At 57.9% G+C, this 25,846-nt stretch carries 21 protein-coding genes; 10 read left to right on the top strand and 11 right to left on the bottom strand.

Features of this window, described 5'->3' with window-relative positions; all coding sequences use genetic code 11:
• Positions 1 to 204: 204 nt before the first annotated feature.
• Both psbA and SIB42_RS07625 read right to left on the bottom strand, forming a co-directional pair.
• On the bottom strand, positions 205 to 1,281 hold the full coding sequence (gene psbA, locus SIB42_RS07630; RefSeq protein WP_067093002.1) for a photosystem II q(b) protein: 1,077 nt from the start codon (positions 1,279 to 1,281) through the stop codon (positions 205 to 207).
• Between the two features lie 182 nt (positions 1,282 to 1,463).
• Entirely contained in the window at positions 1,464 to 2,774 is a 1,311-nt protein-coding gene (locus SIB42_RS07625; protein WP_067093160.1) for a YcjF family protein, read from the bottom strand.
• 284 nt (positions 2,775 to 3,058) lie between these two features.
• On the opposite strand from SIB42_RS07625, the gene SIB42_RS07620 reads away from it, so the two are divergent.
• From SIB42_RS07620 to SIB42_RS07610, 3 genes are all read left to right on the top strand, one after another.
• Positions 3,059 to 3,580: a hypothetical protein gene (locus SIB42_RS07620; RefSeq protein WP_067093001.1), complete on the top strand. Its 522-nt coding sequence runs from the start codon at positions 3,059 to 3,061 to the stop codon at positions 3,578 to 3,580.
• Between the two features lie 3 nt (positions 3,581 to 3,583).
• A complete protein-coding gene (gene trpS / locus SIB42_RS07615; RefSeq protein WP_067093000.1) occupies positions 3,584 to 4,597 on the top strand; it encodes a tryptophan--tRNA ligase in 1,014 nt (337 codons plus the stop codon).
• A gap of 249 nt (positions 4,598 to 4,846) precedes the next feature.
• On the top strand, positions 4,847 to 5,560 hold the full coding sequence (locus SIB42_RS07610) for a glycoside hydrolase family 104 protein (RefSeq protein WP_231856309.1): 714 nt from the start codon (positions 4,847 to 4,849) through the stop codon (positions 5,558 to 5,560).
• A gap of 78 nt (positions 5,561 to 5,638) precedes the next feature.
• On the opposite strand, the gene SIB42_RS07605 is transcribed toward SIB42_RS07610, so the two are convergent.
• The gene (locus SIB42_RS07605) at positions 5,639 to 5,791 is read right to left on the bottom strand and encodes a DUF2605 family protein (protein ID WP_369818413.1); all 153 of its coding nucleotides are present in this window, start codon (positions 5,789 to 5,791) and stop codon (positions 5,639 to 5,641) included.
• A gap of 251 nt (positions 5,792 to 6,042) precedes the next feature.
• Here SIB42_RS07605 and thrS point away from each other — a divergent pair, with 251 nt between their 5' ends.
• The 7 genes from thrS (at position 6,043) to SIB42_RS07570 (ending at position 15,751) form a co-directional block, all read left to right on the top strand.
• Positions 6,043 to 7,980, top strand: a complete 1,938-nt coding sequence (gene thrS, locus SIB42_RS07600) for a threonine--tRNA ligase (RefSeq protein ID WP_067092999.1) — start codon at positions 6,043 to 6,045, stop codon at positions 7,978 to 7,980.
• The gene (locus SIB42_RS07595) at positions 7,977 to 8,363 is read left to right on the top strand and encodes a DUF1824 family protein (RefSeq protein ID WP_067092998.1); all 387 of its coding nucleotides are present in this window, start codon (positions 7,977 to 7,979) and stop codon (positions 8,361 to 8,363) included. Before thrS ends, SIB42_RS07595 begins: the two co-directional genes overlap by 4 nt.
• Positions 8,364 to 8,455: 92 nt before the next feature.
• A complete protein-coding gene (locus SIB42_RS07590) occupies positions 8,456 to 9,532 on the top strand; it encodes a glucokinase (RefSeq protein WP_067092997.1) in 1,077 nt (358 codons plus the stop codon).
• A gap of 14 nt (positions 9,533 to 9,546) precedes the next feature.
• The gene (gene thrB / locus SIB42_RS07585; protein ID WP_067092996.1) at positions 9,547 to 10,494 is read left to right on the top strand and encodes a homoserine kinase; all 948 of its coding nucleotides are present in this window, start codon (positions 9,547 to 9,549) and stop codon (positions 10,492 to 10,494) included.
• Between the two features lie 72 nt (positions 10,495 to 10,566).
• Positions 10,567 to 12,138 (top strand): NAD(P)H-quinone oxidoreductase subunit 4, encoded by a 1,572-nt coding sequence (locus SIB42_RS07580; protein WP_067092995.1) that lies wholly within the window; start codon positions 10,567 to 10,569, stop codon positions 12,136 to 12,138.
• Between the two features lie 6 nt (positions 12,139 to 12,144).
• Entirely contained in the window at positions 12,145 to 14,271 is a 2,127-nt protein-coding gene (locus tag SIB42_RS07575; RefSeq protein ID WP_067092994.1) for a M3 family metallopeptidase, read from the top strand.
• A gap of 10 nt (positions 14,272 to 14,281) precedes the next feature.
• Complete coding sequence (locus SIB42_RS07570; RefSeq protein ID WP_067092993.1) at positions 14,282 to 15,751, top strand: ArgR family transcriptional regulator; 1,470 nt, start codon at positions 14,282 to 14,284, stop codon at positions 15,749 to 15,751.
• Here the strand turns inward: SIB42_RS07570 and SIB42_RS07565 are convergent.
• The 8 genes from SIB42_RS07565 to SIB42_RS07530 all read right to left on the bottom strand — a co-directional run bounded on the left by SIB42_RS07565 (position 15,723) and on the right by SIB42_RS07530 (position 25,799).
• Positions 15,723 to 16,850 (bottom strand): hypothetical protein, encoded by a 1,128-nt coding sequence (locus SIB42_RS07565; RefSeq protein ID WP_067092992.1) that lies wholly within the window; start codon positions 16,848 to 16,850, stop codon positions 15,723 to 15,725. The genes SIB42_RS07570 and SIB42_RS07565 overlap by 29 nt on opposite strands.
• Positions 16,847 to 17,398: a hypothetical protein gene (locus tag SIB42_RS07560; protein ID WP_067092991.1), complete on the bottom strand. Its 552-nt coding sequence runs from the start codon at positions 17,396 to 17,398 to the stop codon at positions 16,847 to 16,849. Before SIB42_RS07560 ends, SIB42_RS07565 begins: the two co-directional genes overlap by 4 nt.
• A 5-nt stretch (positions 17,399 to 17,403) precedes the next feature.
• Positions 17,404 to 18,099 (bottom strand): DUF6629 family protein, encoded by a 696-nt coding sequence (locus tag SIB42_RS07555; RefSeq protein WP_067093158.1) that lies wholly within the window; start codon positions 18,097 to 18,099, stop codon positions 17,404 to 17,406.
• A gap of 70 nt (positions 18,100 to 18,169) precedes the next feature.
• Positions 18,170 to 18,784, bottom strand: coding sequence for an esterase/lipase family protein (locus SIB42_RS07550; RefSeq protein WP_067092990.1), 615 nt, complete (start codon positions 18,782 to 18,784; stop codon positions 18,170 to 18,172).
• 1 nt (position 18,785) lies between these two features.
• On the bottom strand, positions 18,786 to 19,169 hold the full coding sequence (gene folB / locus SIB42_RS07545; RefSeq protein ID WP_067092989.1) for a dihydroneopterin aldolase: 384 nt from the start codon (positions 19,167 to 19,169) through the stop codon (positions 18,786 to 18,788).
• Positions 19,166 to 20,482 carry a glutamate-5-semialdehyde dehydrogenase gene (locus tag SIB42_RS07540; RefSeq protein WP_067092988.1) on the bottom strand — a complete coding sequence of 439 codons (1,317 nt, stop codon included), beginning with the start codon at positions 20,480 to 20,482 and terminating at the stop codon, positions 19,166 to 19,168. The genes folB and SIB42_RS07540 overlap by 4 nt, the downstream gene beginning before the upstream one ends.
• A gap of 16 nt (positions 20,483 to 20,498) precedes the next feature.
• Positions 20,499 to 21,437, bottom strand: a complete 939-nt coding sequence (locus SIB42_RS07535; protein WP_067093157.1) for an ROK family protein — start codon at positions 21,435 to 21,437, stop codon at positions 20,499 to 20,501.
• Between the two features lie 3 nt (positions 21,438 to 21,440).
• Positions 21,441 to 25,799 carry a translocation/assembly module TamB domain-containing protein gene (locus SIB42_RS07530; protein ID WP_413327731.1) on the bottom strand — a complete coding sequence of 1,453 codons (4,359 nt, stop codon included), beginning with the start codon at positions 25,797 to 25,799 and terminating at the stop codon, positions 21,441 to 21,443.
• Between the last annotated feature and the right edge of the window lie 47 nt (positions 25,800 to 25,846).

The following is a 25,846-nucleotide window of genomic DNA, read 5'->3' as shown; positions in this document are numbered from 1 at the left end:
GGCTGCGCGAATCGATCAGCATCAATACAACCTGCACTGAAGTAATTAGCAGACATACCATTCTGTCGATCGATCACTCAAGCTCAGAGTTATTGAAAGGATTCCTGCGCGAAAGCAGGGATGTTAATTAAGCCAGTAAAAAGCCCCCTCGGGAGAGGGGGCTTTCCGATTCAGCTAAAGCTGAATCTCTTGGAGACTTCAGCCTCAGCCGATGGCGGGAGCTTGCAGAGCCACAGGAGTGGACTCAGCAGCAGCCAGGTCGAGAGGGAAGTTGTGAGCGTTGCGCTCGTGCATGACTTCCATGCCGAGGTTGGCGCGGTTCAGCACATCAGCCCAGGTGTTCAGGACGCGGCCCTGACCATCAAGGATGGACTGGTTGAAGTTGAAACCGTTCAGGTTGAAGGCCATGGTGCTGATGCCCATGGAGGTGAACCAGATGCCGACAACGGGCCAGGCAGCCAGGAAGAAGTGCAGGCTACGGCTGTTGTTGAACGACGCGTATTGGAAGATCAGGCGACCGAAGTAACCGTGGGCAGCCACGATGTTGTAGGTCTCTTCCTCTTGGCCGAACTTGTAGCCATAGTTCAGTGAATCGTTCTCGGTTGTTTCACGAACCAAGGAGGAGGTCACCAGTGAACCGTGCATGGCGGAGAACAGTGAACCACCGAAGACGCCAGCCACACCAAGCATGTGGAAGGGGTGCATCAGGATGTTGTGCTCGGCCTGGAACACCAACATGAAGTTGAAGGTGCCAGAGATGCCCAGGGGCATGCCGTCAGAGAAGGAACCCTGACCGAAGGGGTACACCAGGAACACAGCGAAGGCTGCAGACAGCGGTGCGCTGTAAGCAACGCAGATCCAGGGGCGCATGCCGAGGCGGTAGGAGAGTTCCCACTGACGCCCCATATAAGCGGAGATGCCGATCAGGAAGTGGAAGACAACCAGCTGGTAAGGACCGCCGTTGTACAGCCACTCGTCGAGAGAAGCAGCTTCCCAGATGGGATAGAAGTGAAGGCCGATGGCGTTCGAGGAGGGAACAACAGCACCAGAGATGATGTTGTTGCCGTAGATCAAGGAGCCAGCAACGGGCTCACGGATGCCGTCGATGTCCACCGCGGGAGCGGCGATGAAGGCAATGATGAAGCAGACGGTGGCTGCAAGCAGACAGGGAATCATCAGCACACCGAACCAGCCCACATAAATGCGGTTATTGGTGTCGGTGACCCACTGACAGAAATTTTCCCAGCTGCCGCGGCGTCCGCTGCGGATTGCAGTAGCCATGAAAGGAAAGAGAACGGAGATGAATCAGCCTTCCGATCGGTCGGCAAAGATTCGTTTCAAGGTTATGGAAATGTCGACTTTTGACCCGTCATTCTCATCAATCGAGTCAACTCGCAGCATTCATTCATGACGGCTTCATGAAGGCTTCATGAAGAAGTCTGAAGCAATTCTGGTCGCCCAAATCATGCGGGGGTGCAGCTGTTGCGTTCCTGAATCCATTCATGGGCCTGCTGGGCGAACCCAGCGAGGTTGAGGCGCTCCTGCTCTGCAGCACGTGCCACCAGCAGCGGAGCCTGTCGCTTCAGCTCCTCCAGATCGGGCTCAGCGACGCCGGCATTCAAGGCCATCCAGTCGGCCATGGAAACGCCCACCACGCGGGTTAGGTAAGCAGCACTCAATCCCTGCATGGCACCTGCGGCGATCCAGCTGGCCCCATCAAGCTTGGCCAGTCCAAGCAGCGCCTGGCCGCTCAACTCCACAACACCCTGAGCCAGAGCGGCGCTGCCCAGCTGCCGGGCGACCACCTGCAGCACCTCGGAACTCCAAGGACAGCTCCAGATCGTGGCCATCTCCTTCACCATCAAGCCATTGCCGACGGCAACAGCCAGCAGATCAACAGAGGGAACCGGTGAAGCGATGACAACGCCAGCGACAATCCACTGACTGCGCTGCAGCAGCAGGCGGAATCTCTCTCTTCGCAGCGTTTCAAGATCAGCTTGCCAGCGCCGATGCAGGTTGTTGAGCAAGCGTTGACGCGTGCCCTCTCGAACCCGTTCCGCACGCATCAGCTGTTGACGAACAGGCTGGAGCACACCTCGCAGTTCGATGGCTTCACCAGACCAAGGAAGCAGGCACTGATGCCATCGCTCCGGCAATTGACAGCGCAAAGCCTCCAGATGGTCTTCAGCAGACCTGTCAACTGAGGAGCGCAGCAGCAGCCAAACAGGGCGATCCGCAGGCAGCTGGTCCAACCAGAGCAGGTCTGCAGCACGCAGAGGCAGGGGCAGCACATGCAGCAGCACATCCAGCTCCTGCAGATCATCAGGCCAGCTCCAAGAAGTGGATGTCACCGGTAGGGGATTCGCCAGGCAGAGATCGAGCGAGGCCGCGCCCGCCAACGCTTGCTGCAACTGAACCGTAGCGGGCACACCGGATCCCTCAGTGGCCACCACACCCACACTGAGCGGGACATCAAAGCCTTCGATGCGCCGCAACTCCTTTTCCCGGGGAGAACGCAATCCCTGCAGTTCCAGCACCACCTCAAGCTCCTCGAACTGATTCAGCACCAGCTCGCAGCGCTCGATCCAACCTTTGAGGGATGCCGGCTCACGAAAACGGGGTTGTTTTGGAGACCTGGACAACCACCACAGGCCTGCAACAGCAGCAACACCCAGCCCACCCCCAGGTACATGCACCACATCCGACAGCAGCCACTGACCGGTTCCGATCACGCCGACAGACAGCAGGACACGCCTGATCACACCGGACGTCATGGTTCCATCACCCAGTGATAAGGAGCGGATCAATTGGACCGGGAACTGCACTGGGATCCTCCAGATCTGGCCTTCTTAGCTCACCTCCAGTGATACAGCCCAGAGAATCGGCCGCCTGCAATCGATCAACAAGTCGAATTGCCTCGCTCACAGGAAACCTGCAAAGGGGGCGAACCGCTGGTGTCGACCGCAGGCGATCAGGTCAAAGCTGTTGGGAACGAATCAAGTCACTGTCAGAAGAGCGGTGATGCGTCACACTTGCGCCTGACTCCAGGCCCCAGGCCATGACTGATTCCTACAGCGATTCCCGCCACCAGGGCGGACAGGGTGACAACGGCCGCGATGGCGGTCGTGGAGGCCGCGGAGGACGCGGCCAGGGCAACCGTGAGGGCGGTGGCTTCAGAATCAGGCTGAGCGACAACGAAATGCGCTCCGCACGTGCGCTGCAGGAGGCCTTAAATCTCCGCTCAACCGTTGCGGTGCTCGGCTTTGCAGTGCGCACACTCGGCCAGATGCTGGAAGAGGGGAAGCTGGAAGAACTGGTGGCAGCGCAACGCACCCAAGGCAACCGAGGAGGTGGCCGGCGTGATGATGACCGTGGCGGACGCCGTGACAATCGCGGAGAAGGTGGTCGCGGATCAAGACCGGATCCCTTCGCGCGCCCTGCCAAACCCCAGCCCCCCGCTCCAGAGCCCGAGCCTGAAGAACCTGCAGAAACAGCAGAGGCTGCTGCTGAAGCCGACTCAACTCCTGAACAACCAATAGGAGATGACAGCGCAAACCAGGACAGCACAACAGAGGCCTGATTAATGGGGCTGCCTCGTGTTCTTTCGGGCGTCCAGCCGACGGGCGCCCTTCATCTGGGCAACTGGCTAGGAGCGATCCGCAACTGGGTTGATCTTCAGAAGGATCACGACACGTTTTTCTGTGTCGTCGATCTCCATGCCATCACGGTTCCTCACGATCCGGATCGCTTGGCCCAGGACACCCTCAGCACTGCAGCGCTGTATCTGGCCTGCGGACTGGATCCCGAGCGCTCCACTGTTTTTGTTCAGAGCCAGGTAGCTGCCCACAGCGAGCTCTGCTGGCTACTGAACTGCGTCACGCCTCTGAATTGGCTGGAACGGATGATCCAGTTCAAGGAAAAGGCGGTCAAGCAAGGCGACAACGTGTCGGTGGGCTTGCTCGATTACCCCGTGCTGATGGCCGCCGACATCCTTTTATATGACGCAGACCTGGTTCCGGTCGGCGAAGACCAGAAGCAACACCTGGAACTGGCCCGCGACATCGCACAACAGCGCATCAATGCCCGCTTCGGCAAAGCTGAGACCCCTGTACTCAAGGTCCCCAAACCACTGATCCTCAAGGAGGGCGCCAGGGTCATGAGCCTGACGGATGGCCGCAGCAAAATGAGCAAGAGCGATCCCAATGAAGGCAGTCGCATCACCCTGCTGGACCCTCCGGAGCTGATTGCCAAAAAAATCAAACGGGCCAAAACAGACCCTGAGCGTGGCCTGGAATTTGACAATCCCGACCGTCCCGAAACCGACAACCTGCTGGGGCTCTACGCCATTCTCAGCGGCAAGGGGCGCGATGTCGTCGCCAAGGATTGCGCCGAGATGGGTTGGGGGCAGTTCAAACCCCTGCTGGCGGAAGCCACGATTGCCGCTCTTGAGCCGATTCAGGAGCGCTACCGCTTACTGATGGACGACCGCGCCCAGCTGGAGACAGTCCTGCAGAAGGGTCGCGAACGGGCCAGCGCCGTGGCTGACACCACGGTCAGACGAACGCGGGACGCCATGGGATTCCTCAGCGCCAGCTGATCAGTCCCAAAGCAATTAAAAAGCTTTGCTAATACTTAAAGCTCGATGAGAGCAACCAGCGCATCAAAGAGCACTCAGGCAAGGGGTTGCACGCCACCAGGCCGGTCTCGCGAGTCCAGTACCGAGATCCGGCTGAGTTTTTCTGCCTAGGCATATCAACGGCAACGCGTCAAGAGAGCGCATGGGGCCCTCGCCATCAAGCCATGCCATTGACGAGGGTGGCGACTCCTTTGTTCGGAGTTATCTCGGTTGCTGCATCGATTCACTCACCGGATCCAGCCCATTGCCCAGGCCGCGCCAAAGGTCCTCGGCCTTGGCACCATCAGCGTCGGGCTGGCGCTTTCCGTGGGACAGAGCCTGCAGGCCGAGCGCTCGAGCGAACGCAATCAGCACAACCGGATGGTGGCTGAGGCTCTGAAGCCGCAGCGATCGCTGAACACCACGAGCGACAACATCAGCGCAGCGAACCTCTCAGGCCAACCCGCAGCGCATTACGTCATCACACCTGAACGTCGCGCACTGCTCAACACCATCCGCTTTGCAGAAGGCACCTGGAAGGACGGCAAGGACCAGGGCTACCGCATCCTTTATGGGGGTGGTCAGTTTCAAGACCTCTCCCGCCACCCTGAACGTGTTGTCGTGAAGCGCTATTCCAGTGCCGCAGCAGGGGCGTATCAGTTCTTGCCAACCACCTGGCAGGAGGTGGCCAACAGGCTCGACCTACCCAGCTTCGCCCCAGAGCATCAAGACCAAGCAGCGCTGCATCTCGTCGAAAAGCGTGGCGCCTTGAAGGAGATTGACCGTAATGGCCTCACCAAAGCGGCAATGAATCGGCTCGCCCCGGAATGGGCTTCCTTTCCGACCCATGCCGGCCAAAGCGCCTATGGACAGCCCGTAAAAAGCCATGCCGAGCTTGTGGCCTTCTACATGACCAATCTGAGTCAGCTGCGCCAAAGCGCCTGATAGCCAACCATCAATGATTCCGGGCTGCCCCAAAAGCTGCCCAGACAGCTCAAGCCCTGCGGCTCATCCAGAAGACCGCTAGACACGCGCCGAGAGAGCCCAAACCTCCATGACCAGTTGATGCCAGGGATCCATCGCCTGCATCGAGACAGCGACCGGTTCAGAGGAGGCCTGCAAGAGAGAACTTGTCGCCGCGATCGGACGCTTTCCGTCGGCAAGACGTTCAGCCAACTCAAGACGATCACATGACGACAGGACGCCGTCAGGACATTGCTCAAGTATTACTTTGCCCCCTGGTAAACCAGTGGTCGAAATCAGCTAGCAACGAAGCAAGAAGTGGCGCGAGCAAGTCACCACCTTCAAGTTCAGAGGGCAAGTGAAACGAGCCTCGCTTTTTTGCGAGCGTACATCCACTAATAGGATGTCCGTGGCTTGCCAGCTGTGGCAGTAGCCATCGATCAGATCTCAGGACTCACGCCTCCATGCCCGTCGTCACCCTTCCAAACGGAACCACTAAAAGTTTTGACGGGCCAGTCACCATTGCAGATGTCGCGGCATCCATCGGACCCGGGCTTGCCAAAGCAGCTCTCGCAGGAGTGGTCAATGGTGAATCCTTGGATATGGCCATGCCAATCGATAAGGATGTTGATCTGCGCTTGTTAACAGCAAAAGATGCTGAGGGAATTGACATTATAAGACACTCTTTTGCTCACCTTGTAGGGCATGCAGTAAAACAGCTCTACCCGGAAGCACGGATGGCCATCGGCCCTGTCATTAAAGACGGATTTTATTACGATATTGCCTATGAAAAACCCTTCACTCCAGAAGATTTAGAAGCCATAGAGCAACGAATGAAAGAACTGATTGCCAAAGATTATGAGGTCAATGTTGAAGTCGTCAATCGCAATCAGGCAAAACAAGCATTCGAATCCAGAGAAGAACCCTACAAGCTGGAAATCGTTGAAGACATTCCCGACGGCGAAACAATCAAGCTCTACCATCATGAAGAATACACAGACATGTGTCGTGGTCCTCACGTCCCCAATACAAGGCATTTAAGACATTTCAAACTGATGAAAGTGTCTGGCGCTTATTGGCGAGGTGACTCCAATAACCAGATGCTTCAAAGAATCTACGGAACGGCATGGGGCACAGAAAAAGAACTGAAATCGCACTTAAAGCAACTCGAAGAAGCTGAAAAACGAGATCATCGACGCTTGGGCCGCCAGCTCTCGCTATTTCACATTCAAGACAATGCGCCAGGAATGGTCTTTTGGCATCCACCGGGGTGGGCGATCTACCAAAAGTTGCAACAATATATCCGCAGGAGACTTCGAGAATCTGGCTACCAAGAAATCAGCACTCCACAAATTGTGGATAGAACTTTGTGGGAGAAATCAGGGCACTGGGATAAATTCAAAGAGGACATGTTTACAACATCCTCTGAAAACAGAGACTACGCGGTCAAACCGATGAATTGTCCGTGTCATGTTCAAATCTTCAACCAGGGATTACGCAGCTATAAAGATTTACCAATCAGGCTCTCTGAGTTTGGTTCATGTCACAGAAATGAACCATCAGGAACACTGCATGGGCTAATGAGAGTCAGGAACTTCGTTCAAGATGATGGACATATCTTCTGCTCAGAAGATCAGATTCAGTCTGAAGTATCAAACTTCATCGACCTTGTCTTTGACGTCTACAAAACACTTGGCTTTGAGAAAATTTCGATTAAACTATCAACCCGTCCTGAGAAGAGAGTGGGCAGCGATGAAGTCTGGGACAAATCTGAAAAGGCGCTACAAGACGCCTTAGAAAATAAAAATCTGGAGTGGGAGCTATACCCTGGCGAAGGTGCTTTTTATGGGCCCAAGATTGAATTTTCTCTCCAAGATTGCCTAGGAAGAGTGTGGCAATGCGGAACAATTCAGGTTGATTTTTCGATGCCTGATCGACTCGATGCAAGCTTCATCGGGGAAGATGGATCTCGCCATACCCCAGTCATGCTGCACCGAGCTATTCTGGGCAGCTTTGAACGTTTCATCGGAATTCTGATTGAAAACTACGCCGGCGAGTTTCCGTTCTGGCTTGCACCGGAGCAAATTAGAATTCTTCCAGTGAGCGACGACGCAAGAGGCTTTTCCGAAACAGTTCAGACTAAATTGCTCAATCAAGGCATCTCTGCCACTGTGGATGAATCCGGAGAGCGCCTGGGCAAACTCATTCGCAATGGAGAAAAAGCCAAGATCCCAGTTCTTGCAGTAATTGGAGCCAAAGAAGCTGAAAACAATACCGTCAGCCTCAGAAGTCGAAAGAATGGCGACTTAGGAGAAATATCTGTTAACAAATTGATCAATTATTGCAATCAAGCAAATAACAATAAATCTGAAGATGCTCTGGTTACGGCAGTTCATTCATGAGACTGACTGACTTTAGTCGATTGAGAACTGCACCTGTTCTCCATGCAATGGAAAAGGCCTTAATTGTGACTGAGCTTCAACAGCAGATGATGTTATATCGATGGTTCACCGCAGGAATCATGGCGTTAACGGCTGAGCAGGCTGTTCGATCACTTCGCCAACTTGAACAACATCAAGCCTGGCCAGCTCATGAGCTGATTTCCGGTCCCGAACTGGATGGACCGGTTTATCTCAAAGCCAACCAGCAGACCTTGACTGCCAGATTACGCATCGAGCACGGGTTAGGGGAAGGAATCCTGATCAGCGGTCACGGCAACGACAACACCGAGCCAAGCACCACATGGGGCCCCCTCCCGCTGGATTTCTTTGCATCCACTCCCTAGATCATTCGCCATCCGATGGCTGAGTCGATCCAATTGGTTGCCGAGTAGCAAGGCGAGCTCCAGCCTGAAGACAGCAGCCCTGATCCGCACCCATGGCAGCCAAGACCTACCTGGCAGGAGATCTTGGAGGCACAAAGACACTCCTGAGCATCTATCGGGACATTGATGGGCAGCTGAAGAAAGAGCACAGCCACCGCTACAGATCAGCGGATTGGCAAGACCTCGAGTCGATGCTCAAGCATTTTCTGGAACAAGCGCCCACCGAGCTACCAAAACCGACGACCAGTTGTATTGCGGTTGCCGGGCCTGTGCATCAGGGCATCGCAAAGCTCACCAATCTGCCCTGGCAGATGAGTGAAACATCCTTATCCGCTGCAACGGGGTTGGAACGGCTTGAGCTGGTCAACGACTTCGCTGTCTTGATCCATGGGCTATCCCATTTCAGTGATCAGCAACAGGTGGTGCTGCAGATGGGATGCAACCGATCGACACCTGCACCTGCCGGTGCTGAAAACGGGCCCGTTGCCATCCTTGGTGCGGGAACCGGCCTCGGCATGGCGCGCGGACTGCCCGCAGCTGGCGGGTGGCTGGCCATACCAAGCGAAGGCGGCCATCGGGAATTTGCACCGCGCAGCGAAGAGGAATGGGAACTGGCTCAGTGGCTGAAGCGGGACCTTGGACTGCAACGGTTATCCATCGAGCGGATTGTCAGTGGCACCGGACTCGGATATGTCATGAATTGGCTGCTTCACCGCCAGACCGGAATTCAGCATGGTCTGAAGGCTCAGGCCCAGGCATGGCGCGCCATGCCTGCCGATCACCCCGATTATCCGGATCTCCCGGCCTTGACTGGCAAAGCAGCCGCAGAGGGTGACGACCTTGCCGGCAAAGCACTGAAACTCTGGCTTGGAGCCTATGGATCTGCTGCAGGAGACCTGGCCCTACAGGAGCTCTGCATCGGAGGCCTCTGGATTGGAGGGGGAACGGCCGAGAAAAATATTGATGGCCTTTGCTCAACGCAGTTTCTGGAGCCCTTACGGTCCAAAGGACGGTTTCGTTCCCTGATCGAAGGATTGACCATCCGCGCTGTCATCGATCCGGAGGCGGGATTGTTTAGCGCGGCTTGCCGCGCACGTGATCTCGTGGAGTCGGGTGGGACACTGGCCTGAGTAGAGCAGCAGGGATGGCGCAGCCGCGAATAGGCCAGACCGTCGTGGTGGATGTACCAGCCACCACCGCCAACATCGGGCCAGGCTTTGACTGCCTTGGCGCCGCCCTCGATCTCAACAACCGCTTCACGATGCGACGCATCGAGGGGCATGGAGAGCGTTTTGAGCTGATCATCGAAGGGCAAGAGGGATCTCACCTGCGAGGCGGTGCTGAAAATCTTGTCTACCGAGCGGCTCAGCGCGTTTGGAAAGCTGCCGGTGAAGAACCGGTCGCTCTTGAGGCAAGGGTGCGTCTTGCGGTGCCTCCGGCCAGAGGACTAGGCAGCAGTGCCACAGCAATCGTGGCGGGGCTTGTGGGAGCCAACGCGCTGGTGGGCGAACCTCTGAGTCGGGAGAAACTGCTGGAGCTCGCGATCGATATCGAAGGGCATCCAGACAACGTCGTGCCATCGCTGTTGGGGGGCCTCTGCATGACAGCCAAGGCCGCCTCTCAACGCTGGCGGGTTGTGCGATGCGAATGGATGAACAGCGTGAAGGCCGTTGTGGCGATTCCGGCGATACGACTGAGCACCAGTGAAGCGCGTCGCGCCATGCCCAAGGCTGTGCCTGTGAGCGATGCGGTAGTCAACCTGGGTGCACTCACACTTCTGCTCCAGGGATTACGCACCGGTAACGGTGACCTGATCTCGGATGGGATGCACGACAGGCTGCATGAGCCCTATCGCTGGCGATTGATCAAGGGCGGACAGGAGGTCAAAGAAGCTGCAATCGCTGCAGGGGCATGGGGATGCGCCATCAGTGGTGCCGGTCCAAGCATCCTGGCCCTCTGTTGCGAAGAGAATGGTGCCGCCGTCAGCCAGGCGATGGTGAGGGCATGGGAGTCTGTGGGTGTTGCCAGTCGCGCGCCGCTTCTAAGCCTCCAAACAGCTGGCAGTCACTGGCATCCCAAGGATGCAGGCTGAGCTCAGAACTGGGTAGAAGTACTCAGGAGAGGTCTCGGGGCTGATAAGTTCAATCACAATCTTGGGAGTTTCATGGACGCCAACCTGCCGCTGATGGCTGCGTCCGACGCAGGGTTCCCCTGGCTCTCGCTGATCGTGCTGCTTCCAGCGGCTGCAGCGCTGTTGATGCCGCTTCTCCCTGGAGAAGACCAGAACACCTCACCGGTTCCACGCAATCTCACAGTTGCCGTGCTGCTGGCGGATCTCGGTCTGATGATCGCTGCCTTCAGCCGTCACTACGACCCGCTGGAGAGTCAGCTTCAGCTGGTGGAACGTGTCAGTTGGGTACCTGCGATCGGTCTGGAGTGGTCACTCGGAGCTGACGGTCTCTCAGCTCCACTCGTTGTGCTCAGTGGTCTAGTCACGCTGCTGACCGTGTGCGCCAGCTGGAACATCACCCATAAATCCAGGCTGTATTTCGCACTGCTGCTGGTGCAGGCCTCTGCCCAGGCCCTGGTGTTTCTCTCCCAGGACTTCCTGCTGTTCTTCCTGGCCTGGGAACTGGAACTAGTGCCGGTGTATTTGCTTATTGCCATCTGGGGCGGTCAGAACCGTCAGTACGCAGCGACCAAATTCATTCTCTACACAGCGCTGGCATCCCTTCTGATCCTGATCAGCGGCCTAGCCATTGCCAACTCCGGTGACAGCTTTACCCTGAACATGACTGAGATGGCTCAGCGCTCCCCAGGTGGCAGCTTCGGCCTGCTCTGCTATCTGGGCTTCCTCGTTGGTTTCGGCGTGAAATTGCCGATTTTTCCTTTGCATACCTGGCTTCCGGATGCCCACGGTGAAGCCAATGCTCCGGTCTCCATGTTGTTAGCCGGCGTACTGCTCAAAATGGGCGGTTACGCGCTGCTGCGCTTCAACGTGCAGATGCTCCCGGAAGCCCATCTGGTACTGGCCCCGGCTCTGATCATCCTCGGGATCGTCAACATCGTTTATGGCGCTCTCAACGCCTTCGCCCAAGACAACGTGAAGCGCAGGATCGCTTGCAGCTCCGTCAGTCATATGGGCTTCGTGCTGGTGGGGATCGGCGCCGTCGATGCTCTCGGCCTGAGCGGAGCCATGCTTCAGATGATTAGTCATGGCCTCATAGCAGCAGCGATGTTCTTCGTCACGGGCTGCTTCTACGAGCGCACCAAGACCCTTTCGATCCCCAACATGGGAGGCCTGGCCAAAGCCTTACCGATCACATTCGCCTTTTTCCTTGCAAGCTCCCTAGCCTCACTGGCCTTACCTGGCATGAGCGGCTTCATTAGCGAGATCACAGTGTTCCTAGGCATCACCAGTCAGGAGAGTTTCACCACATTCTTCAGAGTCACCACCATCGTGTTGGCGGCGATTGGGCTTGTTCTCACTCCCATCTATCTGCTGTCGATGTGCCGCAGAGTGTTTTTCGGACCACGAATTCCTGCCCTCGCCTTCGTGAAGGACATGCGCCCTCGGGAAGCGGCGATTGGGCTCACCTTGCTGGTTCCAACACTGGTGATTGGCATCTGGCCTCGGATCGCCATGGATCTCTATGAGGCATCCACCGATGCCCTTGCTTCTGATCTAGCAAGTCACACCGTTATTGCTGCCCGTGCCCTTCTCCCCACCGGCTGACCATCCATGAGCACCCCAGAACTGCTGCGCGGCGAAGGCCTTCCTCACTTCGAGGCCATTGACGCTGAGCAGGTCAACAACGAGATCCCTGCGCTTCTGACCAGCCTGAACGATCAGCTGGAGACGCTGGAAACATCCCTGAAGCAGCGCCTCGCCGCGACCTCACCTCTGGGCTGGGATGAGCTGATGCCGAGCCTGCATCAGCTTGGCGAACGTCTTCGCTGGAGCTGGGGCGTGGTGAGTCATCTCACTGGTGTTCGCAACACACCAGAGCTGCGTGAAGCCCATGCGAAACAGCAGCCCGAGGTGGTGCGCTTCAGCAACCGCCTCGGTCAGAGCCAGATACTGCATGAAGCTCTCAGCAGACTGAAGTCATCCCCTGCTGAACCACTCGACAGCACCCAGATACGCATCCTCGATGCGGAGCTTCTCTCGATGCAGCATCGAGGAGTGGCCCTCAGAGGCGAAGAGCAATCGGATTTCAACCGTACAAGTGAACGGATGGCGGCTCTCTCCACCGGTTTCAGCAACCACGTGCTCGACTCCACGCAGACCTGGAGCCTGGTGATTCAGGAGCGTGATCGGCTGAACGGTGTTCCAGAGAGAGCCCTGGAAATCCTTGCTGCCGCCGCCAAGGAAGCCGGTGATCAAGCCGCTGACGGTTCCGAACCGAGCGCAACCGAAGGACCATGGCGACTGGGACTGGACATGCCGCGCTACATCCCGGTGATTACTCACGCCAAGGACCGAAGCCTGCGTGAGACCGTTTACAAAGCCCATGTGAGTCGCGCCAGCAGTGGCGATCTGGATAACGCGCCGCTGATCGAGGAGATCCTTCAGCTGCGGCGTGAACAGGCAACCCGGCTGGGCTACGCCAACTGGGCGGAGCTCAGCCTCGCTTCCAAAATGGCTGATGATGTGCCCGCGGTGGAGTCGCTGCTGGAAGAGCTGAGAGCTTCAGCGATGCCAGTGGCTCAAAAGGAACTCCAGGAATTGGGTGAATGTGCCCGAAGCCACGGTGCGGCCGAAGCCGATGCACTGGCCCCTTGGGATGTGAGCCACTGGGCGGAGCAGCTCAGACGAGAACGTTTCGATCTCGATCAGGAAGCCCTGCGGCCCTGGTTTCCTCTACCCCAGGTGCTCAAGGGACTGTTCAGCCTCTGCGAACGTCTGTTCAGCATCCGCATCAAAGCCGCAGACGGCGAAGCACCGATTTGGAACGAGGATGTTCGCTTCTTCCGGGTCATGGACTGCAGCGGCGAAGACCTGGCGGCTTTTTATCTAGACCCTTTCAGCCGTCCCGCCAGCAAGCGCGGCGGTGCATGGATGGATGAGTGCCTGAGCCGTCAACGCAACGCCGATGGCGATCTCACCCTGCCGGTGGCCTACCTGATCTGCAACCAGACCCCCCCGGCTGGTGACACCCCCAGCCTGATGAGCTTCGAAGAGGTGGAAACCCTCTTCCATGAATTCGGTCATGGCCTTCAACACATGCTCACCACGGTCGAGCACCCGGAAGCCGCTGGCATCAACAACGTGGAATGGGACGCCGTTGAGCTCCCCAGCCAGTTCATGGAGAACTGGTGTCTGGATCGAAGCACCCTGATGGGCATGGCCCGTCACTGGCAGACCGGGGAACCTCTTCCGGAGGAGGACTATCAGAAGCTGTGCAGTAGCCGTACCTTCATGCAGGGCAACGGCACGCTTCGGCAGGTTCATTTCGCTCTGACCGACCTGCGACTCCACAGCCAATGGAACCCAGAACTCAAGATCAGCCCGGATGCATTCCGTCGCCGCATCGCTGAAACCACCAGCGTGCTGCAGCCCATCAAGGAAGACCGTTTCCTCTGCGCATTTGGCCACATCTTTGCCGGGGGTTATGCCGCTGGCTATTACTCTTACAAATGGGCCGAGGTGCTCAGCGCCGATGCATTTGCAGCCTTTGAAGAAGTGGGCCTGGAAAAGGACGATGATGTCGCTGCCACTGGGGAACGTTTCCGCAACACCGTCCTCAGCCTGGGTGGGAGCCTGCGGCCTGCAGAGGTCTATCGGCGCTTCCGCGGCAGGGACGCCACCAGCGCAGCACTCATCCGACATACCGGTCTGGCGGTCTCGGCGTCCCGATCAGCTTGAGGCCTGAGCCTTGGCAGACGATCTGCTCAGGTTGAGTGCAACCTGGGGCCAGTCTGCTGAAGATGGCACTGGCCTCGCTCCTCTGATCGAGCTGGAAGCCGCATTGGAACAGAGCAGCTTGCGTCGCGGCATCAGCCGTGATGTGTTTCTCAAGGAGCTGCTCAACGACCTACACCATCAGCGTTTGATCCCGCTGTTGATGATGCTTCCCAGGCGTTGGCGAGGGCAGAGCGCCAGCCTGCCGGAACATCTACGCAGCTTTGCAAGCCTGCTAGAGAACAATCTGGTCAGCCCACTGCTGCTGGCAACCCTGGCCGATGACCTGCAACACATGTTGCCCGCAGTCTCTAAACCCTCAGCACTCGGTGCCCTTGATCGCTGGTGTCAGCGACAGATCTCCATCAGCGCTGAAAAGACCCTCACACTGCCGCAGACGCTCAAAGCGCTGTGGTCAATGACGGTGGATGCATCCGAGGACTTGCCTGCAGTCCAAGAGAAACCCCCTGGCACGCTGGCGAGAATCAGTGCAATGGGCGGGGTTCTGACCTGGAGCAACCAAGGACTCTCCAATCTGCAAGCAAAACCTGAACGGCTGCGCAACCGTCTGCTAGCTCAGATCCTCAATGTGCTCGGGAGCAACCGACTAAACGGGGCAAGCCGTGCATCAGAACCATTCAGGTTCGAGAACGTCAGCAGCGGCCGTGAGCTGTTGGATCATCTGAACAGCAAGGGCTGGCAGTGTTGCGCTCGGATTCGCACGAGTGTGGCCAGTTTCGGCTTGGGCGCCAGCACCCGCATGGGTGAGCAATGGCTGCAGATACCTCTGGCGGTGCCCTATCGGACCAGCCTTCTTGATGAAACTGGCGAAGAGATCCAGGCACTGATGCCCCATTCCTCCCTGGAAATGGAACTGCAGCCTCCCAGCGGCTCACCGCTACTGTTGCAGTACTACCAGGGCGTTGAAGGATTGAACGGCTGGGCAGCCCTCAATGAGCTGCATCGTCCCTGGCAGAACGATCGGAACAATGGAACCGTCGCCTATCAAGCGACCAAACTTAGAGGCGAACAGCTGGGTGAGACCCTCAATCTCTGTGAGCTGATGGGGGCCGTGCACAACAGCGAAGCCCAGTTCAGCTCTCTCCATATGGGCGGATACGGAGTGCTGGGGTTCTGCATCGACTCCACAGCCCTGCTGGAGAAGGCCATCACGGGAACAACTCATCTGTTCCCACTGACGCTCGGAGACCTTTGGCGTCAGCGACTGCATCGCCAGTTGCAACAACAACTGGACGCTGGCCTGCAAGCGACAGACGACAGCGTGAACCGCTACCGCCTCGCCCTGGACCAACTGCCCCAGGACCTCTTTCATGACAACCAGACCCGACCTGAAGCCCATCGAAGGTTGAAAGCCAGCCAGCCACGACACAGCCCTTTCGCACTGGTTCGCGCTCTCAACGGGGAATTCTCAACGGAGGACTGAGGGCAGAAAGCTCCAGTTCCTTGCAGATGGCCTCAACCACCGAGCTACGGAACGCCGTGGAAAAGGGGCCGGAGGAGCCGTTATGACTCATCCCCTCAATCATGTAGCGCTGCAGAGAATGATGCCGTTGCCAGCAATTCCAATTGGAGAGTGGCAGCAGGGGCAGACGACCGGGATAGGCGATCCGCCCCAGAGCCGCCACGGGGTCTCGACTACCCAGAACCATGGCCACATCATTGACGGACTCGAGCGCGCCGTTGCCGCTGAAGACTCCACAGACCGTGATCACCTGAACCCTCACACGACAAAGCTGCTGGAGAATCTCAGCGATGCCGATCGCCATCTCTCCACCTCCGCTGTAACCAACGAGGACGATGCGGGACGCCTGATGAGGAATGAAGCCGATCGAATCGAGACGACGGGCGATCTTCAACGCCAGCTCATAGTTCATCACCGGTCCATAACGTCGATCTGAGGAGATTCCGACCTTGATGACGTTGTTCGCCTGCACGCAGAAGGCGCAGATGAAACGAACCAGACCATTGGGGTGATGCTCCTGCAGAGCGAACAGCCGCTGCCAGAACCATCCAGCGAAGGTAGTCGTACGCAGTCCGACGTTGGTGATCGTGTAAGCCTCGATCCCTTTCACGAGCATCGTGTCATCCGTAATCGACTCCTGCAGACAGTCAAGAAATTCACTCACCCGTGGTGGATGACTCTCTTCGCTCTGATGGATTCCATCGAGGTAAACGACATAGTGACGATGCTGACCAGAACCCTCACGTTCTGAGGCAAATAGTTGCCGGGGGTCCGGGAGGCCATGCATCCAGCCTTCCCAGAACACGAAATCCACCATCACCGAATACACGCCGACCAGGGCGACCACCACGACCAGCACGCTTCCGAACCAGGTCAGCAGTTCCAGTAACGATTCGGGTTGCAACAGCGAGGCCGCATCCCTGCGGACGGCAGTCAGACCCAGCAGTCCGAGCATGGCAACACAGACCAAGGCCACCACGAGCCAACGACGCACATGGCGAAGACGACGGCGCTGGTGCTGAACAGCGGCGATTGTTTCTGTCGAAGAGGACCCTGTCATGGCGACCTCAGGGCTGAGACCTCTGAGGCGAGCATGGCGTAGCTAGTGCGCCAACGCTGGGCGAAGAGCAAGCCCACCAGGAGCAGTGCGAGCACGAAACCAGGGAGCGCCACCACCAAACTCGTCTCCAGGGGAATGTTGTAAACCGCCTTAAGCAGCAGCAGCACATTGAGATGGATCCAGGCCAGCAAGGTCACTGCAATCAGATCACTGACGTAAGGAGCAGCTGCCAGCACATAAAACAAACCAGGCCACATGGCTGCACCCATGTGATTAGCAAAGGTGATCGGCTGTAGAGGGACACCTTCCAGAAGCATCAGCATCAAGCTGTGGCAAAGGATTCCAAGGAGAAAAGCAAGGCTGAGCACGAGCGCATCAACGATCATGTGCATCAGGATCTGCATCGGAGTCAGACGGTTGGCGAGCAACGCAAACAGATGCGAAGCGGACATCGACAATCCAACGCCGATCAGCAGACCAACACCAGAGTCCATGACCAGCAGCAGCTGCCCCATCGACTCAAGAGATGCCAACAACTGGTCAGCCATTGGCTTCAAGCCTGACGCAGATGGGGACGATTAACGATCCAAATCACCATGATCGAAAGCACGGCGCAATAGAAGCACCAGACCGAATTGAAGGTTGCGCTGTACGTAGCCCACGTCAGGAAGATCGACACGAAGATCAGCACGCCGAACAATTTCACCGCCTTGTCTCTGACGGCCAGAAGCGGCAAAACAATAAAGCCCCAATACACCAACTCACCGACAGGTTCAGTGTTGACAAAGTTGTGAAAGATGCTGCGCAGACTGGCAATGTCGTAGAGAAGTCGACCATTGCTGTGAACCGCTGGCTGAATCGCAGGCGGGTTGAAGAGCATGGGCAAATAGAACGCGATCCCGAGAACCGTGGCCACAATCGCAACCCATTTCAAGCGGCGTTGCAATCCCTTGGAGTCGGTACTGCGGCTAATCGACCACGCGCTCCACGGAATCCAGATCATCCAGAAGCAGTAGGCGAAGAAGAGAAAGCCGAGACCACCAATCGTTGCAAGAGGTTCGATGTTTCCGCCGTCGATGGCTGTCCACTCGAGGCCCTCGACAAATTGCTGAACCCCGAAGAAAAAGGGCACTAGGGCGAGAGGCTTGTAATCAGGCCGCTCATGACGCGTGGCCAGATGATGCGAATAAAGACCTAAAGGAACGAGCACGGCGGATGCCGTGAAGCTTGCCGAAGCCGAAAAACACATGCGCGGCAGGACATGGATGACACTCAAAGTGTGCCCATCAGCACAGAACATGTCACTGTTCGTGAGCCAATCAGTCGCTCAGAAGCGTTCTCAGCAAAACATCAAGAGATCGAGGATGCGACATCAACTGCTGATGGGTGAAGACAGGAACACTGCTCACGAGTCCACAAGGCAGATGGGCCTGCCATCCAGGGAACACCATCAAATCCCAGCGGCAGTAGTAACTGACGCAGTCCAATCCCTTGAGAGTCTGCACTTCATCATTGAGAGAACGCAACAGCGGACTGCCTCGTTTCATATCGGCCAACCCGGCACAAAGCCACGAGGGAATCCACTGCGCCGTGACAGTTCCCCGCTGCGGACTGCCAACACTCACAAAGCGACGGGTGCGTCGGGCACCGTCCAACTGCTGCAGCCAGACTCGCCCGATGATGCCTCCCATCGAAAAACCAAGCAGGTCCACCTCAACGTCGCCACCCCAGCTCTGACGGATGTGATCGTCGAGTTGTTCCGCCAGGGTGCGCAAGGGAACAGCGCCTAAGCGGTGCGGGAGATGGGGCACCAGCAGCGGAACCTGATGCTCCTCCAAGCGACGGACCAATCGACGAAACAGATGCGGCGTGTCCCAGAGGCCATGGACAAGAACCAGCGGTCGCCGCGATGGAGAAGGCACCGTGCTTGTCATCTCAAAACGGTTTGCGGCGCCAGCGCTCAAGGCTCACCGTACCTGCGAAACCTGGGATCGGAGCATGACATTTGCTCAGCCAAAGATGCATCGGCAAAGACCCATAGATCCCCTCAAGCTCCTCGAACATGCGCTCACTGAAATGTTCGATGGTGTGGCAAGTGATCTCGGCAGCAAGACGCTGCAAAGCCTCAACTCCCAAGCTGTAATCAGCCGTTGCCGCCAGCGAGTCAGCGGAGGCCGACTGGCTCAGATCAAGATGCAGCTCCAGATCAACACGAAACCACTGACCGTGTTCACGCTCATGGTCGAGCACCCCCACATGGGCCCAGAGGCGAAGATTGTCGACTCTGATTATGTCCAGGGGATGGGTGACGTTGCTCATCCATCCAAGTCCACATGACTGAAGTGACGGGCACCCGAGGCATAGTCAGCAGCAGTGTGGCCATCACCACGTAATCGATAGCGATAGGTCACCAACCCCTCCAGACCGACAGGTCCCCTGGGAGGCAGCGTCTGAGTCGAGATACCAACTTCGGCGCCGAATCCGTAGCGGAAGCCGTCTGCGAAGCGCGTAGAACAGTTGTGATAGACACCGGCGCTGTCGACTGAGCGCAGGAATCGCTCTGCAGTGGAGACGTTACGGGTTGCAATCGCTTCGGTATGACGTGAGCCATAGCGACGGATGTGTTCAAGAGCTGCAGCGAGATCATCCACAACACGAACGGACAGGGTCAACGCCAGATATTCCGTGCTCCAGTCTTCCTCGGCCGCGGCCTCACTGATCCCGAGAGAGCAAGCGCCTGGATCACCGAGCAGCCGCACATCTTCGGCCTGGAAAGCGGGGATGGCCTTCTCCAGGAATATCCCGGCGATGTCGGCATGAACCAGCAAAGTCTCGATTGCATTGCAGGCCGCCGGATATTGCACTTTGCTGTCCAGGGCAATGGTCACAGCCTGATTTGGGTCCGCCTCGGCATCCACATACAGATGACAAACCCCATCGGCATGGCCGAGCACGGGAATACGGGTGTTGTCCTGAATGAAGCGCACCAGTTCGTTACTACCCCTGGGAATGATCAGGTCCACCAATCCCTCAAGCCGCAGCAAAGCAAGGCTGTCTTCACGGGTGGTGAGCAGAGCGAGGGACTCGGGAGATACCGATGTGGCGACTAGGCCTTGCTGCAGTGCTGCCATCACCGCCTTGTTGGTGCACTCAGCTTCACGTCCACCCTTGAGGATCGCCCCATTACCGGAGCGGATCGCCAACGAAGCGATCTGAATCACGGCATCAGGACGGGCTTCGAAGATCACACCCACGACCCCGAGGGGAACGCTGACGCGTTCCAGCACAAGGCCATCATCCAGTTCCCGATGCAACTGACGTCGACCGAGTGGGTCAGCAAGTTCCGCCAGCTGTCGCACCCCGGCAATCGCACCTTCAAGCTTGACGTCATCGAGCTTGAGGCGGGCCATCAGTGCCGGAGCCAGGCCGCTTTGCTCAGCGTTCTCACGGTCGAGCTGGTTCGCGGCAACGATGGCGCCGCTGTTGGCACGGAGTGACTCCGCCATGGCCAGCAGCGCCTCCCGGCGCTGGTCATCGCTGGTCAGGCCCAGATCCGTGGCGGCACGGCGCAGGCCCGCCGCCAAAGACAGAAGCTCCGGGGAGGGGTCTGGAACGGCCTGCACGAGCAACATCTCAAAACGGCTTCCATCATCCCGCCTGGGGCGACGGAGAAAGCAGCAACCGTTGCATCGCCAGGCGAGCCGCACCCAGACGACCGGCACCATTACCCAGGGCACACGCCTTGATCTGCAGGCCCTCGCGACTCACCGCCTGAACACGGGTGGAGACCTCCTGACGCACCGCAGGAAGGAAATGCTCACTGGCACCAGCCAGCCCTCCCCCCACCAGCACCAGCTGGGGCGTGAACAGATAAACCAGCGAGCTGATCCCAGTACCCAGAAGCTGGCCATAGCGCTCCCAGTGGTCCCTGGCCTGAACATCCCCGCGGGATGCCGCCATGGCCAGTGAAGACGGCTCAGCACCACTGAGCCGCTTCAGCCCAGCGATACTCGCGAACTGTTCCAGCGACCCCCTGTTGCCGCTGTTGCACTCAGGTCCATCGGGAAACAGCGTGATCAGACCTGGTTCCGCGGCTGCTCCGTTGTGCCCTGTGAACAACTGACCCCTAAGCATCACTCCTCCACCAACGCCGGTTCCAAGAGTGAGCAACACCACGTCGCTGCAGCCCTGAGCCGCGCCTTTCCAGGCCTCACCGACGAGAGCGCAATTGCCGTCGTTGGCGAGGGTGACCCTTCGATTGAGGCGTGATTCAAGCCACGCGGCCAGTGGGACCTCTTCCCAGCCCGGCAGATTGATGCAAACGCGGGCCACTCGCGCTTCAGCATCCATGGGCCCCGGCAAACCAATCCCCACCACCGAAGCCAGACCATGAGGGTCAATGCACCCGATCGCCTCAACGATCTCCACACAAACCGATCCAGGCGTGGCGGGTTGGGGCGTTGGACGCTGATGTTCCTCCAACAACTCCCCTTCAAGGCTGAACAGACCGAGCTTGATCGCGGTTCCACCGAGATCCACACCCAGAACGCACCGATCTGCAACTCCTTCAGCCACTGATTGAGCCATCAATCAGAACCGCATGAACAGTTGAAGCTGACTTTGCCAAGTGCCCTGGCTATCGACCGATCCAGACAAACTCATGTTTGGGTTGAGTTGATACGTCACAGTTCCCTGCGGGGGGATGTCATTGCGGTTGGGGGCAGCCAGCACGGAAAAATCGAAGCGATCAGTGATGGACAAGCCCACATCCGTCACGAGAGCCAGCTGGGGTGGAACCTGACCAGAGACACGCTCCTCTTCATTTTGAACAACGGGACTGACATAAGTCGGATAGAGGGCGAACTGCAGCCTCTGGTTGAAGGCGTCGGTCAAGGTACCCAGAACAGGAGACAGCAAGGATTGACCAAGCACGGCGGCCAGAGCTGTGCCGGCTCCGGCTCCGGAAAGACCCGACAGTGAGTTGCCACCGATCAGCGCCATCAACTGCGGTTGGGGTAGCGCAGGTGAACTGCGCAGTTGGATGTTCTGCGCTAAACGATCAGCTGGACCGCTTGTGGCGAGCATCACTTTGATCAGCCTGAGCTGTCCTCCCGCTCCGAGGTTGCCGAGACCGTTGGAATCAAACACAGATGTAGAGAAAGCATTGTTGTCATCGTTGTTGATGGTCACGTTGTCGGAAACCCTGGTAACCATGGCGACATCCACGTAGGGGATCAGCCCGAGGGCTGGAGTGAATACAGCGACGTTCGCAGCACTGCGATCAAGGCTGAAGGTTGTGGTGAACATGGACACCCGTCCAGACAGAAGCTGCACGACGCCCTGCAGTTCCAGGCTTTGGTCAAGGGCACCATTGATGCTGAGAAGACCTTGCGTGGTGAACGTCGCCAGGGGCTGCACCTCGACTTTCAGTTTGGGACCAAGCGTGAGGCGCAGGTCACGGAATCCGATGAAGGGAAGCTTGGGCAGAGAGGCCTTGATCGAGCGACTGGTCGCCGCCTCCACATCAGCCCCCCGCAGCATCAGAGGCTCTTTGAAGTCCCACTGATCCTCGATCAGTTCATCAATGGAGACTGCCTTGGTGGAAACAGAGTTTCGAGACTGTGGATTTCTGACACGGGAAAGCAGGGAGCGGTTCGGGCGAATCGCTCCGTGACTGACCTCAAGAATTCCGCCAATCTGTGGGTTCACCACAGCTCCGGTGAGCATCAGATCAGCGCCAACCTCGACATCGGCATTCGGAATCTTGATGCGTGCCTTTTCGAGCTGGATGCGTAGCGGATTGGGCTCGGGATATGGGCGTAGAAGCGCCAGGGCACCACTGCCTTTGAGCTGACCACCCGAGCCGAAACGACCCTTGAACGACTGCACTTCCAGCCGGTCAAAGTCGAAGACCATGGAGCCGTTGACTTTGGTAAGGCTCTGGCCCTGAGCCTTGAAGGCAGCATCCTTGATCACGATGTAGCCGTTGGCCTTCGGCGCTCGAAGCGTGCCGCCGAGCAACAGGCGAAGATCCACATCACCCTTATCCCAAGACACGGTGTCATTGGTCAGTCCGGTGAGAAAGTTCAGGCCATCGCCAAGACTCACGATGCGGACATCAAGCTGCTGATCAGCAGCAAAGGGAATCCTGCCGGTGACGGTGACAGGCTCTGTGGAGGTCTCGGAGACGAGAGCCAGATCCAGCTTGAGAGCCTGATCGCTAAGCAGCACCTGGCCGCGTTTCAGCGCAATCGGGTTGGGGCCGAGGCGTGCATCCTCGAGAACCAGCTCGCTGCTGATCGCTGCCTTGGAACCATCGAGGCGGTAGGTCCCCTTCATGCCCAGTGCTCCCAGCAGTGACGTCGGCACAGGAGCGACCAGGGCCAAGAGGCTGAAGGGGAGATGAGCTAAGGAGAACTGCCCCTCTCCTCCCTGCAGGGGACCTTCAATCCGTGCAGTGAAGGGTTTCACCTGCAAGGCGTAATCCGCATCCTCACCCTCGATCCACAGATGACCTCGGGCCTTGAGATCGAGATTGAGACGACTGATGCGAGGACCGGTCAGATCGATCACCGCATCCACTTGCCCGCGGAGATCCTCAAGACGGAATGGTTCCCGTTCACGGTTCTGCAGACGGGCTTGCAGCAACGCCGTCCGGGCGTTCCGCAGGGCCTGCAATTGCCCATCGAGATTGCCGCCAAAAGTGTTGATCAGCAGCGTGCCCAGGTCGGATGCTGAGCCCTGCTCTAAGGGAGCATCCTTGTTCAACCTGGGCAGGTTGAGAGCACTGTTGCTGAGCCAGCGTGCGCTCAGTCCCCTCGCCACAGCCTGGCCCTTGAAAAAGCCATCAAGCTGTCCTTCGGCATCCACGGTGATCTGGCCCGTATCCGGCGGCAGCAGTTCGCTAGTGATGGCATAACGACTATCCGCGTAACGGCCCGTGAGCAGAATCTGCTGCAGCTGCAGGCCCATGATTCCAGGGCGACTGATGCTCAGATCACCCGTCATGGCGAGCGGTTGCAGTCCGAGAGTGCCGTCGCCACTCAAACGGCCATAAACCCCTTCCCAGCGTTGCCTGGGGGGAAGCGCCAGTTCCAGTCCATCCACCGTTAGATCAGTGGCTGTCCATCGGTAACCGGCAGGCGTTCCTTGAAGCTGCAGATCCCCCTTGCGGCGACGCAGCATCACATCAGTGGGAAGCCAGTTCGCACCAAGCCGGGCCTCAAGAGATCCAGCAATGACGGATCCCACCGAAGCCATCGACAGCACACCACCGCCGCCGGAGCGACCGAGGAAGGTTCCAATCCAGTCCTCCATGAGGCGCACAGCACCCGCCCTCGGATGATTGACGGCAAGGCGCAGATCAGGTCGCAATGCATCGAGAGGACCCAGAACCTGACCAGATACCGCAATCGTTCCGTCCATCTCTGTGCCCAGAAGAGGACCCAGACGCTTGAGGGGATAGGAGTCAAGGCGCAGATCGGCCTCCAATGGACCGGGTTTCAGACCACCTGCACCAAGGCTGAGCGGCATCCTTGCGCTGGCGGTGAAATCAGGACTGCGGAGCTGCTCAAGCTCCAGCAGTCCTGATTGTGCAGTCCATCCAGCCTGCAGCGACCATTCCTGCAGCAAGGGATTACTGGCCTGAGCCATCTCCAGAGACAACTCAGGCTTCAATGATTCACCGCTCAACTGAAGCATTCCCTTCAAGGGAGCTGCCGTACCGAGCAGAGGCGAGACGAGAGGAAGGCGCTTCCAGGCAGGCCCCGCCAGCTCAAGCTGCTGGGTGGCAACCCGCAGCTGAGGATGCAACTCACCTTTGGCCTTCACATCCACACCAGGCGCTTGAAGAGCAAGCCAATCCAGCGTTGCCGACCAATCCTGGCGGTCCCGCCAATCAGCACTCAATTGAGCGGTAAGGCGAAGAGGTCCGTCCACCGGAATGGAGTCAGGCAAGGCCCAGAGACCATCGACGCGCAGCTTCGGTTGAGACCAGTCGCCATCGAGCCGAAACGCCAGATTGCGATCCTGATCCAGTTCCTTGAAAGCTCCCTTTAGAGCAAAAGAGCGGTTGAGACGCACGTTGCCGCCGAGAGAAGCCCTGTAGGGCCCGTAAGTCCATCGACTGTTCGGAACTTTGAGTGTGTCCCCGCGACAACTGACTAGCAACTCTGGAGACTCCAGCCTGTGCTCCATGGCCTGGCCACTGAACTGCGCTCTCTTCAGAGACAGCCCCCCGCTGCAGTTGGCTCGTCCCCCACGCCAGCCCAGACGCAGGTTGCCACCAAGCTGGCCCTGCATCTGAACGGGCAGATTCAACGGCAACAAGCCCTGATAGCGCTCCAACTGAATCCGTTCCAGTTGGGTGGTGAGCTCAAACTCCGGGCGGACCCAACGGCCTCGTGCCTTGACGGTGATACGCCCCCTGTCTGGAAGCAAGAGATTGAGGACGCCATCAGCCCTGTGCTCATCAAGACGGATGCCGCTCCAACCAGCAGCTGTCAAGCTGAGACCCGCAGAGTCGATCTTGATCCTGGCGGGATCGCTGAAACGCACCTGCAGATCCAAGCGGGGTGGGTCGCCTTGCTCTGGAAAGGGTCCTGGAACCCAGTAACGGCCCTGGTCATTGCGCCGTAGATCGAGCTGAGCTCCTCTTACCCGCACCGTGAGAACGGGCTTGAATCGCAGAAGACTGGTGAAGGGATCGAGCCCGATGGTGAGGCGCTGAATCTCTGCATTCGACTGATCGAGTGGACCTTTGCGGACCTGAACAGGACCTAGAGCAAGTCCCTGCAGACCCAGGCCGCGATAGCGACCGATGCTGACGGGGTGACCAAGAGGCTTGGAGATCTGAGCCTCGATGTCTGGACGCACCCGCTGAAACAGCGAACTGGCCCAGTGATCGGCGGCAAACCACAGCACCACCCCACCGATGAGGGATCCACCCAAAACAGACAGGACGAGCCTGTTACGCCGCATGCTGGTTGGACCTCCTC

Origin of the sequence: Synechococcus sp. MIT S9508, from assembly GCF_047303045.1 — a bacterium.
Classification (GTDB): domain Bacteria; phylum Cyanobacteriota; class Cyanobacteriia; order PCC-6307; family Cyanobiaceae; genus Synechococcus_C.
This window is presented reverse-complemented; position numbering and strand designations above follow the sequence as displayed.